General features: G+C 67.1%; 18 protein-coding genes. 11 read left to right on the forward strand and 7 right to left on the reverse strand.

Features of this window, described 5'->3' with window-relative positions; all coding sequences use genetic code 11:
- Nucleotides 1-103 precede the first annotated feature (103 nt).
- Genes SK803_RS42200 through SK803_RS42215 form a run of 4 tightly spaced genes read left to right on the forward strand, consistent with a single transcriptional unit; the run spans nucleotide 104 to nucleotide 2186 of the window.
- On the forward strand, nucleotides 104-592 hold the full coding sequence (locus tag SK803_RS42200; protein WP_012782996.1) for a CarD family transcriptional regulator: 489 nt from the start codon (nucleotides 104-106) through the stop codon (nucleotides 590-592).
- A gap of 40 nt (nucleotides 593-632) precedes the next feature.
- Nucleotides 633-1325 carry a 2-C-methyl-D-erythritol 4-phosphate cytidylyltransferase gene (gene ispD / locus SK803_RS42205; protein WP_319971845.1) on the forward strand — a complete coding sequence of 231 codons (693 nt, stop codon included), beginning with the start codon at nucleotides 633-635 and terminating at the stop codon, nucleotides 1323-1325.
- The gene (gene ispF / locus SK803_RS42210; RefSeq protein WP_319971846.1) at nucleotides 1322-1789 is read left to right on the forward strand and encodes a 2-C-methyl-D-erythritol 2,4-cyclodiphosphate synthase; all 468 of its coding nucleotides are present in this window, start codon (nucleotides 1322-1324) and stop codon (nucleotides 1787-1789) included. The genes ispD and ispF overlap by 4 nt, the downstream gene beginning before the upstream one ends.
- Before the next feature lie 4 nt (nucleotides 1790-1793).
- Nucleotides 1794-2186: a PPOX class F420-dependent oxidoreductase gene (locus SK803_RS42215; RefSeq protein WP_319971847.1), complete on the forward strand. Its 393-nt coding sequence runs from the start codon at nucleotides 1794-1796 to the stop codon at nucleotides 2184-2186.
- On the opposite strand, the gene SK803_RS42220 is transcribed toward SK803_RS42215, so the two are convergent.
- Entirely contained in the window at nucleotides 2183-2476 is a 294-nt protein-coding gene (locus SK803_RS42220) for a DUF6191 domain-containing protein (RefSeq protein WP_319971848.1), read from the reverse strand. The two genes, SK803_RS42215 and SK803_RS42220, sit on opposite strands and share 4 nt — an antisense overlap.
- A gap of 53 nt (nucleotides 2477-2529) precedes the next feature.
- On the opposite strand from SK803_RS42220, the gene SK803_RS42225 reads away from it, so the two are divergent.
- The 7 genes from SK803_RS42225 to SK803_RS42255 all read left to right on the forward strand — a co-directional run bounded on the left by SK803_RS42225 (nucleotide 2530) and on the right by SK803_RS42255 (nucleotide 10554).
- Nucleotides 2530-3477 (forward strand): toll/interleukin-1 receptor domain-containing protein, encoded by a 948-nt coding sequence (locus SK803_RS42225; protein ID WP_319971849.1) that lies wholly within the window; start codon nucleotides 2530-2532, stop codon nucleotides 3475-3477.
- A 24-nt stretch (nucleotides 3478-3501) separates the two neighbouring features.
- Nucleotides 3502-4125 carry an HAD family hydrolase gene (locus SK803_RS42230; protein WP_319971850.1) on the forward strand — a complete coding sequence of 208 codons (624 nt, stop codon included), beginning with the start codon at nucleotides 3502-3504 and terminating at the stop codon, nucleotides 4123-4125.
- Nucleotides 4122-5516, forward strand: coding sequence for a cysteine--tRNA ligase (gene cysS, locus SK803_RS42235; protein ID WP_319971851.1), 1395 nt, complete (start codon nucleotides 4122-4124; stop codon nucleotides 5514-5516). Before SK803_RS42230 ends, cysS begins: the two co-directional genes overlap by 4 nt.
- A gap of 5 nt (nucleotides 5517-5521) precedes the next feature.
- Nucleotides 5522-6493: a 23S rRNA (guanosine(2251)-2'-O)-methyltransferase RlmB gene (gene rlmB, locus SK803_RS42240; RefSeq protein WP_319971852.1), complete on the forward strand. Its 972-nt coding sequence runs from the start codon at nucleotides 5522-5524 to the stop codon at nucleotides 6491-6493.
- A 585-nt stretch (nucleotides 6494-7078) separates the two neighbouring features.
- Nucleotides 7079-8302: an MFS transporter gene (locus SK803_RS42245; RefSeq protein ID WP_319971853.1), complete on the forward strand. Its 1224-nt coding sequence runs from the start codon at nucleotides 7079-7081 to the stop codon at nucleotides 8300-8302.
- Between the two features lie 317 nt (nucleotides 8303-8619).
- The gene (locus tag SK803_RS42250) at nucleotides 8620-9978 is read left to right on the forward strand and encodes a GGDEF domain-containing protein (protein ID WP_319971854.1); all 1359 of its coding nucleotides are present in this window, start codon (nucleotides 8620-8622) and stop codon (nucleotides 9976-9978) included.
- Between the two features lie 18 nt (nucleotides 9979-9996).
- Complete coding sequence (locus SK803_RS42255; protein ID WP_319971855.1) at nucleotides 9997-10554, forward strand: AAA family ATPase; 558 nt, start codon at nucleotides 9997-9999, stop codon at nucleotides 10552-10554.
- On the opposite strand, the gene SK803_RS42260 is transcribed toward SK803_RS42255, so the two are convergent.
- The 6 genes from SK803_RS42260 to SK803_RS42285 all read right to left on the reverse strand — a co-directional run bounded on the left by SK803_RS42260 (nucleotide 10506) and on the right by SK803_RS42285 (nucleotide 16136).
- Entirely contained in the window at nucleotides 10506-11321 is an 816-nt protein-coding gene (locus SK803_RS42260; protein WP_319971856.1) for a metal ABC transporter permease, read from the reverse strand. The genes SK803_RS42255 and SK803_RS42260 overlap by 49 nt on opposite strands.
- On the reverse strand, nucleotides 11318-12109 hold the full coding sequence (locus tag SK803_RS42265) for a metal ABC transporter ATP-binding protein (protein WP_319971857.1): 792 nt from the start codon (nucleotides 12107-12109) through the stop codon (nucleotides 11318-11320). The genes SK803_RS42260 and SK803_RS42265 overlap by 4 nt, the downstream gene beginning before the upstream one ends.
- Nucleotides 12106-13017 (reverse strand): metal ABC transporter solute-binding protein, Zn/Mn family, encoded by a 912-nt coding sequence (locus SK803_RS42270; protein WP_319971858.1) that lies wholly within the window; start codon nucleotides 13015-13017, stop codon nucleotides 12106-12108. Before SK803_RS42270 ends, SK803_RS42265 begins: the two co-directional genes overlap by 4 nt.
- A 98-nt stretch (nucleotides 13018-13115) precedes the next feature.
- On the reverse strand, nucleotides 13116-14210 hold the full coding sequence (locus tag SK803_RS42275) for an ABC transporter ATP-binding protein (RefSeq protein ID WP_319971859.1): 1095 nt from the start codon (nucleotides 14208-14210) through the stop codon (nucleotides 13116-13118).
- Between the two features lie 112 nt (nucleotides 14211-14322).
- On the reverse strand, nucleotides 14323-15219 hold the full coding sequence (locus SK803_RS42280; RefSeq protein WP_319971860.1) for a sugar ABC transporter permease: 897 nt from the start codon (nucleotides 15217-15219) through the stop codon (nucleotides 14323-14325).
- Nucleotides 15219-16136 carry a carbohydrate ABC transporter permease gene (locus SK803_RS42285; RefSeq protein ID WP_406601664.1) on the reverse strand — a complete coding sequence of 306 codons (918 nt, stop codon included), beginning with the start codon at nucleotides 16134-16136 and terminating at the stop codon, nucleotides 15219-15221. Before SK803_RS42285 ends, SK803_RS42280 begins: the two co-directional genes overlap by 1 nt.
- Nucleotides 16137-16148 lie beyond the last annotated feature (12 nt).

Below are 16148 nucleotides of genomic sequence, written 5' to 3' on the forward strand. Positions count from 1 at the left end.
CAACCCCCCGCATGGCCCTGACCAGCACTAACGGATCATCGAGCAGCGATCGGAGGGTTGCCGGACGTGTTAGGATGGAGGCATCGAAAGGGGCAGAGGACACATGGTTTTCAAGGTCGGAGAGACCGTCGTCTACCCGCACCACGGTGCCGCTCTCATCGAAGCAATCGAGACCCGCGTGATCAAGGGCGAGGAGAAGAAGTACCTCGTTCTCAAGGTAGCGCAGGGCGACCTCACTGTTCGGGTTCCCGCTGACAACGCCGAAATCGTAGGCGTGCGTGACGTTGTCGGCCAGGAAGGGCTCGACAAGGTTTTCGAGGTCTTGCGTGCTCCCCACACCGAGGAGCCGACCAACTGGTCTCGGCGGTACAAGGCCAACCTTGAGAAGCTCGCCTCCGGCGACGTGAACAAGGTTGCGGAAGTGGTGCGCGACCTCTGGCGGCGCGAGAAGGATCGCGGGCTGTCCGCCGGCGAGAAGCGCATGCTGGCGAAGGCGCGGCAGATACTGGTCAGCGAGCTGGCGCTGGCCGAAGGCACCGACGAGGACAAGGCCGAGGTTCTCCTCGACGAAGTTCTCGCCACTGCGTCGTAGTTCTCAACAAAACAAACAGAGCATCGGACAAACCGCGAACATGAGTGTTGTCGCGCTCGTGCCCGCGGCAGGGCGGGGTGAGCGTCTGGGCTACGGGATGCCCAAGGCGCTCGTGCCGGTCAACGGAGTGCCGCTCCTGACCCGTGCCGTGCAAGGCCTGTTCGCGTCAGGCCAGGTTCAGCACGTGGTCATCGCCGCTCCACCGTCCGATGTGGACTTGGTGCACACCGCTACCGCCTCGCTGGCCCCGGTCGGCGGGGCGGTGCACGTGCTTTCAGGGGGCGCCGAACGCACCGACTCGGTGCGCCTCGCCCTCGAACACGCGCTCCGCGTGATTCCGGACACCTCGATCGTGCTGGTCCACGACGCCGCTCGTGCCTTCACCCCTCCCGAGGTCATCGCCGACGTCGTGGCCGCGGTGCGCGACGGGCACGACGCCGTCATCCCGGTGCTTCCGGTGACCGACACCATCAAGCAGGTGGACGAGGTCGGAGTGGTCGTCTCCACACCTGACCGTGCCGGTCTGCGAGTCGTCCAGACCCCGCAGGGTTTTCGCGCCGAGACTCTCAAAGCCGCCTATTGCTCCGGTATTGCCGCAACTGACGACGCTGGTCTCGTGGAGAAAAACGGCGGTCAGGTCCACACGGTTCCCGGGCACGCGCACGCCATGAAGATCACCACCCCGTTCGACCTCGCGGTCGCGGAAGCACTGTTCGCTGGAGGAAGCGCGTGAGGATCGGCCAGGGCGTCGACGTCCACCCGATCGAAGCCGGTCGCGAGTGCTGGATCGCCGGACTGCTGTGGGACGGCGTGGACGGTTGCGCGGGTCACTCCGACGGCGACGTCGCCTCGCACGCGCTGTGCGACGCCCTGCTCTCCGCCGCCGGTCTCGGTGACCTGGGCGAGGTCTTCGGCACGTCCGACCCGCGCTGGTCAGGCGCGCACGGCGTGGTCCTGCTCACCGAGGTCCGCCGCCTCGTCGAAGAGGCCGGCTTCCGTGTGGGAAACGCCACAGTGCAGGTCATCGGCAACCAGCCGCGCATCGGCAAGCGCCGCGCCGAAGCCCAGAAAACGCTTTCCGAGGCCATCGGCGGCCCGGTCTCCGTCGCCGGCACCACCACGGACGGCCTCGGCCTCACCGGGCGGAACGAGGGGATCGCGGCCATCGCCACGGCGTTGCTGATCAGCGTAACCTGACCGCATGGCCACGCTTTCAGAACCGCAGCGCGAACTGCTGGACAGCGCTAACTACGCCACCGTCGCGACGCTGACCAAGGACGGCAGCCCGCAGACCTCGGTCGTGTGGATCAAGCGCGACGGCGACGACGTGCTCTTCTCCACCGTCGTCGGCCGCGCGAAGGAACGTCACATCGCGCGCGACCCGCGGGTCAGCATCACCGTCATCAACAAGGACAACCCGTACCAGTACTCGGAGTTCCGCGGCGACGCGTCGCTGACGACCGAGGGCGGGCCCGAGCTCATCAACGAGCTGTCGCACAAGTACCTCGGCAAGGACTACCCCGGCGACGTCGGCACGGACAACGTGCGCGTGATCGTCCGCGTGCAGGTCGCGAAGACCACCGGCAACGTCTAGTTGGGCGTCCGCTGGGCCGGCACCTTCAGGACAGCGAAGCCGCCGTCGAGGTCCACCCGGCTTCGCGGCGGCGCGCCGTCCCCCTCCTCGTCGCGCAGCTGCCGTTCCTCCTTGCGGAACTCGAGCTCCTCGCGCTTGCCGGCCTCGAACGTCGCGCCGAGCTCACCGATTCCGGCCGTGGCCATGGGCGTGCCCTTCTTGCCGCGCGCGAACCGTTCGACCACGGCGAGCAGGAACAAGGCAGCCACCAACGCCGGTAACGACATCGCGAAAAGGAACCCCAGGCTCATACCTGGACAACTCCCCGCCGAGCGCTGTGGTTCCCGCCACTAACATCCACCCGGTGACCAAGTACGCCGTCTGCCTGTCGTTCGCCGGTGAAGACCGCAAGTACGTCGCCGAAGTGGCCGAACACCTCAAGAACCTGGGGATCGAGCACTTCTACGACGTCGACGAGCAGGCGGAGCTCTGGGGCAAGGAACTCAGCGAGCACCTCGACGACATCTACCGCAAGAACTCGCGGTTCTGCGTGATGTTCGTGTCCGAGCACTACGTGCGGAAGATGTGGACCATCCACGAACGCCGCAGCGCGCTCGCTCGCGGCATGCAGAACCCGGAGCAGGAGTACGTGCTGCCCGCCCGGTTCGACGACACCGAGGTCCCTGGCCTGCGCCCCAGCGTCGGTTATCTGGACCTGCGCACGCGCACGCCGCGCGAGCTGGCGGAGATGATCGCGAAGAAGGTCGGCCTCGCGGTCGGCCCGCAGTCGGCAGGCTGGGAGTACCAGCTGTTCTCGGACAGCATCGCGCTGCACATGGGCAAGCTCGAGGACAAGCAGATCAGCCACGAGATGGGCGACGTCTCGCCGGGGCGCACGATCACCACGGACACCGACGCGCTCGACAACTTCCTGGCCCGCAGCCGCACGTTCGACGAGATCGTCAACCGGATCGCGGACCTGCTCTCCCCCGGCAAGCAGCAGTGGGCGTTCGGACCGGCGGGGCGGCCGGGTGACAAGGACAGGATCAGGCTCCTGGCCAACCGGTTCGTGGAGTCGTACGAGAGCCTGCTCGACTGGGCGGCCGACCTGCGCGGCACCACGACGCCGGACCGCTTCCGCACGCTGTACAGGGCCGCGGCGAAGCTGGCCGACCAGCCGCTCAAGCAGATCGAGGAGTTCGTGCAGCAGTTCGCGGCCGCCAGCCAGCGCGGCGGTGGCGACCTGCAGCTGAACCTCTCCTACGACACGTCGCCGGTCGAGGCCGAGCTCAAAAAGGTCCAGACCACCTAGCCGGGAGAACGTAGAGTCGGGAGCGTGACGATCCGCGCTGCGCTCTTCGACTTCTCCGGCACGCTGTTCCGGCTCGAGCACCCCGAGCTCGAGTCCAACGGCGACCTGATGCGTGCTCTCACCGCCCCGGTCGGCATCGCCGACGGCATGGACGCTGAGCTCGCCGACGCGTGGCAACGCCGCGACCTCGACCCCGACGTCCACCGCTGGGTCCACGTGAAGGTGCTCAACGACTCGCTGGTGCCCGACGCAGAGGCCTTCTACGAGCAGCTGCTGCACGCCGACTCCTGGCAGCCGTACCCGGACACCAAGGCCACGCTGGAACGCCTGAAGGACATCCCCGTCGCGGTCGTCAGCAACATCGGCTGGGACATCCGCGCGGTGTTCGAGCGGCACGGCCTGACCCACCTCGTGGACGAGTTCGTGCTGTCCTACGAAGAAGGCGTCATCAAGCCGGACCCGAAGATCTTCACCACGGCGTGCGAACGGCTGGGCGTCGATCCGCGCAACGCCGTAATGGTCGGTGACAGCGAGGAGGCGGACGGCGGAGCGGAGGCGATCGGTTGCTCCTTCCGGCTCGTCAACCCGGTTCCGACGAGTGACCGCCCGAACGCTCTTTTGGATGTGGCCCGTACCATTCCCGTGTGAGCCTCCACATCTACGACACCGCGAGCCGGTCCATGCGGGAGTTCCACCCGCAGGTCAACGGAACGGCGTCGATCTACGTGTGTGGGGCGACCGTGCAGGGCGTACCTCACATCGGGCACGTGCGCAGCGGTCTGAACTTCGACGTGCTGCGCCGCTGGCTGGCGCGCGACGGCGCCGAGGTCACGCTGGTCCGCAACGTCACCGACATCGACGACAAGATCCTCACCAAGGCCGCCGAGCACGACAAGCCGTGGTGGGCCTGGGCGTACAAGCACGAGCTGGCCTTCGAGGACGCCTACAACGCGCTCGGCTGCCTGCCGCCGACCTACGCGCCGCGTGCCACCGGGCACGTGACGCAGATGGTCGAGCTGATGCAGCGGCTGATCGACAAGGGCCACGCGTACGACGTGGACGGCGACGTCTACTTCGACGTGCGTTCGTTCCCCGAGTACGGCGCGCTGTCCGGGCGCAAGCTGGACGACCAGCAGCAGGGCGAGACGGACGTGCGCGGCAAGCGCGACGCCCGTGACTTCACGCTGTGGAAGGCCGCCAAGCCCGGTGAGCCGAGCTGGCCGACGCCGTGGGGCAACGGACGGCCCGGCTGGCACCTCGAGTGCTCCGCGATGGCCACGACGTACCTCGGCGGCACGTTCGACATCCACGGTGGCGGGCTCGACCTGATCTTCCCCCACCACGAGAACGAGCAGGCCCAGTCGCGCGCGGCCGGTGACGGCTTCGCGAACTACTGGATGCACAACTACTGGGTCACGATGTCCGGCGAGAAGATGGCCAAGTCGCTGGGCAACACCGTGTCGATCCCGGCGATGCTGGAGCTGGTCCGCGCTCAGGAGCTGCGGTACTACCTGGTCTCGCCGCACTACCGCTCGCACATCGAGTACTCGGAAGAGGCGTTGCAGGAGGCGGTGACGTCCTACGGGCGCATCGAGTCGTTCCTGCGCCGCACCGCCGAGCGGGTGGGCCAGGTTCAGCTCCGCGGCGACATGTGCCCGGACTTCGTCGTTGCGATGGACAACGACCTGAACACGCCTCAGGCCGTGGCCGCACTGCACAACAAGGTGCGCCAGGGCAACACGGCACTCGCCGACGGCGACCACGAGACGGCCCGCGAGGCCGCCGAGTGCGTCCGCCGGATGGCCGACATCCTCGGCGTCGACCCGTTGGCGCCGAAGTGGAACGACCAGTCGTCTGCCGATCTCGGCATGCGGCAGGCGCTGACCACGCTGGTTGATCGGCTGCTCGTCGAGCGCCAGGAAGCTCGCAAGAGCAGGGATTTCGCACGCTCTGACGCGTTGCGCGACTCACTGCTCGAGGCGGGCATCGCCGTCGAGGACACCCCCGACGGTCCGCAGTGGACTTTGAAGGACGACTGACTTCCGTGGCTGGCAACTCCAAGCGCAAGGGCGCGATGCGCAATCCGGGCTCGAAGAAGGGCGCGGTCACCGGCTCCGGCGGGCAGAAGTCCAAGGGGCTGGAAGGCAGAGGCCCGACCCCGAAGGCCTCCGAGCGCCCGAACCACCCCGCGTACAAGCGGGCCAAGGTCGTGGCGAAGACCGAGGCGATCAAGTCCCAGCGCAGGCAGAAGAACGAGAAGGCCTACGCGGAGACCGTGGCGGGCCGCAACCCCGTCGTCGAGTGTCTGCGCGCGGGCACGCCGGCGACGGCGCTGTACGTGGCGCTGGGCATCGACGCGGACGACCGCGTGCAGGAAGCCGTGCGCCTGGCCGCCGACCGGGGCATCTCCGTGCTGGAGGTGGCCCGCGGTGAGCTCGACCGGATCACCGGCGGCGCGATGCACCAGGGCCTCGGCCTGCAGGTGCCTCCGTACGAGTACGCCACGCCCGACGAGCTGCTCAAGATCGCACAGCGCGCCGGCGACACGCCGTTGCTCGTGGCGCTGGACGGCGTGACGGACCCGCGCAACCTGGGCGCCGTCGTGCGTTCGGCCGCGGCGTTCGGTGCGCACGGCGTGGTGCTGCCACAACGGCGCAGTGCCTCGATGACGGCTGTTGCCTGGCGTACCAGCGCTGGTACGGCGGCCAAGCTGCCGATCGCGATGGCCACGAACCTCACCCGCACGCTGCGCGACTGGGCAGAGGCCGGCCTGATGATCGTGGGCCTCGACGCGGACGGTGACGTGGACGTCGACGGTCTGGACCTCGCGACGGGCCCGCTGGTCGTCGTCGTGGGCTCGGAAGGCCGCGGCCTCGGCCGTCTGGTCAAGGAGACCTGCGACCAGACCGTGTCGATCCCGATGGCCACCGGTGTCGAGTCGCTCAACGCGTCCGTCGCGGCCGGTGTCGTGCTCGCCGAGATCGCGCGCCGCCGCCGCATCGTCGCCAAGGGCTGAAGTCGCACGAGGCCTGAGTCGACTGACGTTATCGGCTGGTTCGCGACGCTAAGTGCGTCCATTCTCCGACGTTAGTGATCGTTTTCCTGCCTGCGAAACCGGTTTAGGTGAGCGGGCGGGGAAACGATGAACTTCGCTGTTGCCAAGCACTTGCGGGTGACTGTGATGACAAACGGCGTGGCCTATTCCGCGCCACTCCCGAGCGCGGGTACCTTCTGTCCGGTTCACCAATTACCAGTTCAGCCGTGCAGGAGTCGGAGCCGATTGCACCGGTTGGCCGAGCAGATGACACCCGTTTGGCACCAGTTGACACACAACGTGACCATTTGGGGTCCAATCAGGCGACGCCGAGGTCAACTGTGAAGAAGATCAGCGTTACGTTTCGCTATTGTAACTACTTTAGGTAACCAGCCTGCTCCGTTTAGGTACACACTGTGGTAGGACAGACGTTGAACGGTCAGGCAGCTTCTACCGTGATTGTCGATAGAAATTGATTACCACCGGCGGGGGCGACGTGACTCGGCGTAGAGCGAATCAGGACGTGCTGATTCGCCGCGCGCGACGCGCGGCTCGCCGAGGTCGCGCATGACGACCCGCGGCGCCCTCCGCGAGCTCGTGGGTTTGCGGGAGTTCCGCGCGATGTGGATCGGTTCGACCGCTTCGACCGCCGGTGACCAACTCGCCGCGGTCGCATTGTCACTGCTCGTATTCGAGCGAACACAATCCGCTGCCTGGACTGCCCTCACCTGGTCGCTGACGCTCTTCCCGCCGCTGATTTCGGGCCCGTTGCTCGGCTGGGTGGCCGACCGGTTCCCGCGACGCACGGTAATGGTGACCACGGCGTGGATGCAGGCCGCGCTCATGGCCGCGATGGCCATTCCCGGCATGCCGCTGTGGGCGATGATCGTGCTGCTGGTGACGGTGCTGGCGATCTCGTCGCCGTACCTCGCGGCCCAGGAGGCGAGCCTCCCGCACGTCCTACCGGCACACCGCTACGACGACGGCGTGGCGCTGTTCGGCACGTCCGTTGACATAGCCCAGATGGCCGGACTGGCCGCCGCCGGCTTCCTCGTCGCGCAGACCAACCCCGGCGTCGCGCTCGCGATCAACGCGGCCACGTTCGCGTTCCTGGCGATCCTGGTGCAGGTGTCCGTGAAGCACCGTCCGGCCGCGGATCCACTGGGCCGCAAGAAGAAGGACGACGAACCGCGCGGCGTGCTGACCCTGATGGTGTCCGAGCCGCGATTGAGGACACTGCTCGGCGTCCGGCTGCTCGCGGGCCTCGCGATGGTCCCGGAAGGACTCGCGGTGCCACTCGCGGCGAGCCTGAACGCGGTGTGGGCGGTCGGTCTGATCCTCGCCATCGAACCCGCGGCGAACGTGCTGGGTGTGGCGTTGCTCTTCCGTCTGGTGCGAGATCCGGCAAAGCGAGAACGGCTGATCGGCCCGCTGGCGATCCTGTCGCTGGCCCCGTTGATCATGTTCGCGTTCCACCCGAACCTGACGTGGACGATCGTTTTGTTGGTCATTGCCGGTATAGGCGGGGCTTATCACACGCCTGCTCGTTCAGCCTGGATGCGGCTGCTACCGGATCAGTACCGAGGAAGGGCTTATGGCATTGGGCGCGCTGCGTTGCGCTCGAGCCAGGGCGGAGGAATGGCGCTGGCCGGTGTGGTCGCTCATTCGATCGGCTCGCTCACGGCCACGATCGCGGGCGCGGGCGGTATCGGACTGCTGCTGGCGACGCAGGCAACCTTCGCCTGGCGACGTGCTCGGGGTCGCAACGACACGAAGGCGGTGGCAATCTGAAACAGAACGGTCACCAATAGCGATATCCGTAGCAGAGGCACCAGGATGATCAGGTGCGATTGAAGTCGGGTCGAGAAGAGAGGCAGCGTTCAGAAGTCTCGGTTGCACATGGAAGGACACCTCCTCGTTGCGACAAGCAGCAGCGGGTGGTCTACGACCTGGTCAGCGGCGGCTTAGCTCATGAAGTGCCATGAGCGTAGGGGGTCGTGGTGAAGAACAGTTTGACTGATCGCAGGCGATCGCGGGCACTCGGCTTGACTCCGATTCGCAACTGGGACCTTTGGACCGTTGCGCCTAGTGCGATCGCGTACTTTTTCGTGCTCGAAGCGGCCGTGGCCGTGGCGTCCATCTGGCTGCTGACGAAGCTGACGACGGTCTCCACTTCCGACTGGCTGCGCTTCGGCGCGATCATCGCCGCGATCACCATTCACCTGACCGTCGTCCGCAGAGCGGAAGAGGCCCGCCGCAACGAGGCCTCAGGCCCCCACATCGACCTGACCTCGGTCTGGACCTTCGCCGCGGCCGTGGCCCTGCCAGGCGGTCTGGCCGTCATAGCCACGATCTGGATGCGCATCCTGATCCAGCCCATCGCGCGCCGCCAGCCGTACCGCTTCGTCTTCGGCACAGCCTCGATGCTCGCCTCCACCCTCCTTTCGTGGGCACTGGTCCATCTTTCGGGTGTATCGCTGGCAGCAACGGGAAGCATCCCGACCGACCTGGGCCTGGTCCTGGTCCTGGCCATCGCCGCCGTTCTCTACTGGTTCGTCCAGGTGATGACCGTCGCGGTGGCGTTCAAGATCGTTACCCCGAACTCCAAGGTCCTCGACTTCCTCGGCTCCAAAGTCGACAACATGCTCGAAATGAGCACCCTCGGCGCCGGCGCCATGCTCGGCATGCTCATGACCACCCACTGGGTAGGCCCCCTGCTGCTGACCGTCCCGGTGATCCTCGTGAACGCCCTCCTCTCTCGCGCCGGAGAACGCCGAACCCACCTGGAACGCCTGCTGCGCGAACAGGAACAGCTCCACCAACGCCTGGCAGCCGACGCCCACACCGACTACCGAACCGGCCTCCTCAACACCAACGGACTGACCGAGTACGCCGGAAGGCTCGCCGAACGCTGCCGCCTCGACGGCGAACCGATGACCGTCCTGGTGATCGACCTGGACCACTTCAAGCGCATCAACGACACCTGGGGACACCCGGCGGGCAACGCCGTCCTGGCCGAAGTAGGCCGAATCCTGCGCGAAAAACTCCGCCCGGGCGACGTGGCGGGCCGAGACGGCGGCGAAGAGTTCGTGGTGGCGCTCAAGGACACCCCGGTGGCCCAAGGCGTGACGATCGCCGAACGCATTCGCGAGGCCATCGGCTCGCTGGCCGTCCCGACCACCGACAAGCACCGCAACGTGGTCACCCTGTACGGCCGCGAGATCCAGCCGCCGGAACCCGAAGGCGAGTCGCTGCAAGCGATCTCGGCCTCGATCGGCGTGGCCGTGATCCCGGACAACGGCCCGGACATGGCCACCGCCCAGCACTCAGCCGACGCAGCCCTCTACAAGGCCAAGGAGAACGGCCGCAACCAGGTCCGCGTGGCGGGCCTGGACATCCCGCCGCGCCTGATGCCCGCCCCACGCCAGGACGACGTGACCAAGCCGATCACCTCCCGCACGGCCTGAGCCGTGCCGTTGGTGTGGGTGACCGGCACCTCAGGGGCCGGCAAGTCGACCGTCTGCGCGCTCCTCAAGAGCCGGGGACGGTCGACGATCGACGCCGACTGGGAGGGCTACAACCACTGGGTGGGCCGGACGAGCGGAGAGGTCGTCGTCGATCCTCCCGACCCGGTACCAGCGGGCTGGCTGGACCGCTTCGGCTGGAGGATGAGCCGAGCGAAGATCGAGGCTCTCGCGGCGAGGACGCCCGACGAGACCGTGTTCCTCTGTGGTTGTGTCGAGAACGAGGCCGAAGTCCGGGACCTCTTCACCCACGTGGTCTGCCTGGTGATCGACAGCGAGACGCTCCGCGACCGCCTGCTGACCCGCACGACCAACTCCTTCGGCAAGCACCCCGAGGAGCTGGTGGCCTCACTCGAGCACAACGACGGTGTCGAGGCCACCTACCGAGCCCTCGGCGCGACGATCATCGACGGCACCCGGCCGCTGGTAGAGGTCGCTGACGCGGTCCTGGCCGCCGCCGACGCGGCCCATCATGCGGAACGTCGTCGCACAGCCCCAACACCCCGGCAGACGAGGTAGATCACGAAGCTCACCGCCGTGACGAGAGCCGAGACCGGAAGGCCGGGTTGCAGCGACAGCAGAATGCCGCCCACTGCCGCGACCTCGGCGAAAACCACGGACAGCAACGTTGCGCGCAGAGGCGAGGCGGTAACGCGCATGGCTGCTGCCGCTGGTGTGATCATCAAAGCCAGCACGAGCAGTGCGCCGACCACCTGCATGCTCAGCGCGGTCGCGACACCGACCAGCACCGCGAACACGACCGACAGTCCGCGCACCGGCACACCGCGGGAAACAGCCACGTCCGGGTCGACGCTGGCGAAGAACAACGGCCGGTAGATGAACGCCAGCACGGCCAGGACCGCGACCGACGAGACCACCAGCAGCTTCAGGTCGGTGCTGTCGACGCCGACGATCTGCCCGGTCAGCAGGCCGAACTTGTTCGTCGCCTTCCCCTTGTAGAGCGAGAGCATGAGGATGCCCATGCCGAGCCCGAACGCCAGGATCGCGCCGATCACCGAGTCCCGGTCGCTCTCCCGGCGCGACAGCACCCCGAGCAACACCGCGGCGATGATCGACCCGGCCAGAGCGCCGTACCCGATCCCGATGCCGAGCAGCAACGCCGCCGCACCACCGGTGAACGCGAGCTCACTGGTCCCGTGCACGGCAAAAGCCATCTTGCGGGTCACGACCAGGGGTCCGAGCACGCCCGCGACCAGACCCAGCACGGCGGCCGCGATCAACGCGGTCTGCACGAAGTCCAGTTCGAGCAGGTCGAGGAACGTCACGACGCGGCCTCCGCCGTGAGGTGGTGGGTCTGCTCCTCGCAGGCCCCGGCACCGACGACGAGGATCTGGTCGCGCACCCGCACGACCTCGACCGGCGTCCGGTACAGCTCGGACAGCGTGCGGGAGTTCATGACCTCTTCCGGCGTACCGACGCGGAACCGCCCGCCCACCAGGTAGAGGACCCGGTCGACGAGCGGCAGCACGGGGTTCAGCTCGTGCGTGACGAACAGGACTGCGGTGTCCGCCTCGCGGCGGCGCTTGTCGATCAGCTCGCTGACGTTGCGCTGGTTCGCGAGGTCGAGCGACAGCAGCGGTTCGTCGCAGAGCATCACGGTCGGGTCGCCGACCAGGGCCTGGGCGACGCGCAACCGCTGCTGCTCACCCCCGGACAACAGGCCGATCGGCGAGTCCGCGTACCGGGTGGCGCCGACGGACTCGATGGCCGCGTCGACGCGGATCCCGCGCTCACGACGGTTGCGCAGGCCGAGGCCCCACCGGTAACCGTCGAGGCCGAGGCCGACGAGATCGCGGCCGCGCAACGTCATGGACTGGTCGAGCGCTCGCTGCTGCGGGATGTACCCGATGGCGCGGTTTCCGCCGGCCACGTCGACCGAGCCCGACGACAGCGGCTGCAACCCCAGCAGCACCCTCATCAGGCTGGTCTTGCCGGACCCGTTGGGCCCGAGGACCGCGAGGAACTCACCGGGCTCGACGTCGAGGTCGAGCCCGTCCCACAACACCCTGTCCCCGTAGGACAGCCGGGCCCCGCGCAGCGAGATCGCGCTCATGCTTTGAGCGCCTGCGACAACGCGTCCACCTGCTTGCTCATCCAGTCAAGGTAGCCGGTCACGCCCTCGGGCAACGTCTCGGTGACCGGCACGATCGCGACCCCGGCCGTCTTGGCCTTCTCGACGACGCCCTTGGTGACCGGGTTCTCCGTCTGCGTGTTGTTGACCAGCGCGTTCACCTGCTTGCCCTCGACCAGCTGGTTCATCGACGCGAGTGCGGCGGCCGGCACGTCCGACTCCTCCTCGATCGCATTGCTGAACGCCTCGGGCGTGACGTCCTCGGCACCGGTCTCGTCGATCAGGTAGTGCGCGATCGGCTCGGTCGCGACGACCTTCTTGCCCTTGCCGATGCCGTCGACCTTCTTCTCGAGGTCCTCCAGCGCGGCGGTGAACTGCTGGGTGTTGCTCTCGAACGTCGTCTTCTTGTCCGGCGCGATCGCACCCAGCTCGTTCGCGGCGGCCTCGGCCACGGCGCGCACGGTGTGCAGGTCGTACCAGACGTGCTCGTTCACGCTGTGGTCGTGCCCGTCCGCGTCCGGCGTCCCGGTCTGCGGCTCGGCGTGGTTGTCGCGCAGCGGGAACGCCTCGATCTTCTTCGTGGCGTCGCTGGTGATCAGCTTGGCGAAGAAGTCGTCGTAGCCACCGCCGTTGAACACGACCAGCTTGGCGTCCTTGACCAGCGCGGCGTCCGCGGGCTTGCTCTCGTACGAGTGCGGGTCGGCCGACGGGTCGTCCAGCAGCGCCTTGACCTCGACGGCGTCGCCACCGACGGCCTTGATGACGCTGCCCCACACGTTCGTGGAGGCGACGACCTGGATCTTGCCGCTGTCTCCGGACGGCGTGCTGGTGCCACAGGCGGCCAGGCTCACCACTGCGAGCGCACCCACCAGAACGTTGCGGAGAGTCATCACGCCGTCCCTCGATCAGGTAATGGAAACCGTTGTCGAGTTCAGTTTAGAGCACGAAAAAGCCCCCGACTGTCACGCCGAGGGCTTTCGCGTGTGACTCACGCCTCCAGGCGCTCGCCCGATTCGGGGTGGAACAGGTGGATCTCGGTGTGGTCGCGCACGGCGACCTTGACGTTCTGACCCAGGGTCGGCGGCGTGCGGCCGTCGACGCGGACCACGAAGCGCTGCGACGCGTCGCCGATCTTCACGGCACCGTGCACGAGCGCGTCGGCGCCGAGCTCCTCGACCAGCTCAACGGTCATGTCCATGCCCTCTTCGCTCGACGGCACGATGCCGAGCGCCTCGGGACGGATGCCGAACGTGACCTCGTCCAGACCGCCGGCGGCGTCCAGCGCGGCACGGCTGAGCGGCACGATGACGCCGTCGAGCTTCGCGCCCTCAGCCGAGATCGGCACGGTCTTGAGGTTCATGGCCGGCGAGCCGATGAACCCGGCGACGAACGCGTTGGCCGGGCGGTCGTACAGCGCGCGAGGCGTGTCGCACTGCTGCAGGAGACCGTCCTTGAGCACCGCGACGCGGTGACCCATCGTCATGGCCTCGACCTGGTCGTGCGTGACGTAGATCGTGGTGGTGCCGAGACGCTGCTGGAGAGCGGCGATGTTCGCACGGGTCTCGACACGCAGCTTGGCGTCCAGGTTGGACAGCGGCTCGTCCATGAGGAACACGGAGGGCTCACGCACGATGGCGCGACCCATCGCGACACGCTGACGCTGACCACCGGACAGCGCCTTCGGCTTGCGCTCCAGGTACTTCTGCAGGTCGAGCATCTTGGCGGCCTCTTCGACCTTCGCCTTGATCTCGGTCTTGCTGACGCCGCGCAGCTTGAGCGCGAAGCCCATGTTCTCCGCGACGGTCATGTGCGGGTACAGCGCGTACGACTGGAACACCATCGCGATGTCCCGGCCCTTCGGCGGCACGTTCGTGACGTCCTTGCCACCGATCTGGATGGCGCCCTCGTCCACGTCCTCGAGGCCCGCGAGCATGCGCAGGGCGGTCGACTTGCCGGAACCGGACGGGCCGACGAGCACGAGGAACTCGCCGTCCGAGACCTCGAGAGACAGCTCGTCAACCGCGCGAACCGGCGGGTTGCCGGAGAAGATCCGCGACGCCTTGACGTAGGACACCTCAGCCATGTGACGCACCTTTCACCTTGTCTGGGCGCGACGTTAGGCATTGCAAGCGCTTACGGGAACAGACGTAAGCGCTTACGTTTCGAGGTTCCTCAACGCAAGCGCTTACGTTCCGTCAGCCCTTGACCGCGCCGGACGCGAGGCCCTGCACCAGGAACCGTTGCACCAGGTAGAAAACGATGATCGCGGGAATCGCCACCAAAATGGACGCGGCGGCGAGGTGGCCCCACTCCGTCCTGTTCTGCTGCACGAACACCTGCAGCCCGACGGCCAGCGTCTTCGACTCGTCCGCCGCCGACAGGAACGCCGACGCGAACGCCACCTCGCCCCAGGCGGTCAGGAAGGCGTAGAACGACGTGACCGCGAGACCCGGCTTGGCCAGCGGCATGATCAGCCGCCAGAACACGCCGAACGGCGACAGCCCGTCCACCCGGCCGGCCTCGTCGATGTCGGCGGGCACCGTGTCGAAGTAGCCCTTCAACATGTAGGTGCAGAACGGCACCGCGGTCGTGCAGTAGACCAGCACCAGACCGATGGAGGTTCCGTTGAGCCCCAACGCGATGAGGATGTTGTACAGCGGCACGATGAGCACCGCGAACGGGAACATCTGCACCAGTAGAAACGACATCATCAGGCCGCGCTTGCCTGGGAACCGGAACCGCGAGGCCGCGTACCCGGCGGTGGCCGAGATGAAGACGCCGATCACGGTCGTCATCAGCGCGATCACCACGGAGTTGCCGAACCAGGCGAGGAAGTCGCCCTTCTCGCCGGCCAGGATCCGGGTGTAGTTGTCCAAAGAGGACTCGTTGACCAGCTTGGGCGTGGGCTCGACGGCGCGGGCGTCCGGCTTCAGCGAGGTGACGAACACCCAGAAGATCGGGAACACCGAGATGACCGAGGCGACGATCAGAGCGCCGTGCAGCAACGCGGAAGCGCCCTTCGAACGGTCCGCGCGACGCAGCCGGCGTTCGGGGGCCTGAACCACCTGGAGGGACGAAGCGTCGAGCGTCATCACCACACCTCGCCCTGCTTGCGCAGCGCCCGCCGGTACACCGTGGCGAACACCAACAACACCGAAAGGACCAGCACGCCGTAGGTCGAGGCGATCGCGTAGTCGCGGGACGCGCCGGAGAAGAAGCGCTCGAACGCGTAAGTCACCAGGATCCGGGTGTTCGGGTTCGGGCCCGCCACCAGGTAGATCACCGGGAACATGTTGAACGTCCAGATGATGCCCAGCAGGATCACCGTCGACGACACCGAACGAAGACCCGGCAGCGTCACGTGGCGGAACCGCTGCCACGGCGTGGCACCGTCCACTTCGGCCGCTTCGTACAGGTCGCCGGGAATCGACTGCAGGCCACCGAGCAGCGCCACCATCATGAACGGCGTGCCGAGCCAGACGTTCACGATGATCACGGACACCAACGCCCAGCTGGACTGACCGAGCCACACCGGATCGGGCAGGCCCACCGCGCGCAGGACCTGGTTGATGATCCCGTACTGCGCGTTGAACATGTACTTCCACGCGAACGCGCTGATGAACGCGGGCACGGCCCACGGCAGGATCAGCAGCACCCGGTAGAACGACCGGCCGCGCACCTGCCGGTTGAGCAGCAGGGCCAGGCCGAGACCGATGGTGTAGTGGAAGAACACGCAGGCGAAGGTCCAGATCAACGTGCGGACCAGCGTGCCCCAGAACGCGCCGTACGACTCACCGCCGGACAGGACGTTCAGGTAGTTCTTGAAGCCCACCACGTCGTAGGACGCGGGCCGGTCCAGGACCGGGTTGGCGATGTTGCCCTCGTTGATGTTCGTGAAGGTGAAGAACACGCCCTGGGCGAGCGGGTAGAGCACCAACACCGCGATGACCACCACGACCGGCAGCACCATCGCATACGCGTACCAGTACCGGTCCAGGAACCGACGCACCGAACTCCTCCG

Origin of the sequence: Lentzea miocenica, assembly GCF_033949945.1 — a bacterium.
GTDB classification, from domain to species: domain Bacteria; phylum Actinomycetota; class Actinomycetes; order Mycobacteriales; family Pseudonocardiaceae; genus Lentzea; species Lentzea miocenica.

What these genes read in the sequence shown, in the direction of transcription:
- SK803_RS42200 (WP_012782996.1), top strand. Translation starts at nt 104, where the DNA reads ATGGTTTTCAAGGTCGGAGAGACCGTCGTCTACCCGCACCACGGTGCC.
- ispD (WP_319971845.1), top strand. Translation starts at nt 633, where the DNA reads ATGAGTGTTGTCGCGCTCGTGCCCGCGGCAGGGCGGGGTGAGCGTCTG.
- SK803_RS42215 (WP_319971847.1), top strand. Translation starts at nt 1,794, where the DNA reads ATGGCCACGCTTTCAGAACCGCAGCGCGAACTGCTGGACAGCGCTAAC.
- SK803_RS42220 (WP_319971848.1), bottom strand. Translation starts at nt 2,476, where the DNA reads ATGAGCCTGGGGTTCCTTTTCGCGATGTCGTTACCGGCGTTGGTGGCT.
- SK803_RS42245 (WP_319971853.1), top strand. Translation starts at nt 7,079, where the DNA reads ATGACGACCCGCGGCGCCCTCCGCGAGCTCGTGGGTTTGCGGGAGTTC.
- SK803_RS42265 (WP_319971857.1), bottom strand. Translation starts at nt 12,109, where the DNA reads ATGAGCGCGATCTCGCTGCGCGGGGCCCGGCTGTCCTACGGGGACAGG.
- SK803_RS42270 (WP_319971858.1), bottom strand. Translation starts at nt 13,017, where the DNA reads ATGACTCTCCGCAACGTTCTGGTGGGTGCGCTCGCAGTGGTGAGCCTG.
- SK803_RS42275 (WP_319971859.1), bottom strand. Translation starts at nt 14,210, where the DNA reads ATGGCTGAGGTGTCCTACGTCAAGGCGTCGCGGATCTTCTCCGGCAAC.
- SK803_RS42280 (WP_319971860.1), bottom strand. Translation starts at nt 15,219, where the DNA reads ATGACGCTCGACGCTTCGTCCCTCCAGGTGGTTCAGGCCCCCGAACGC.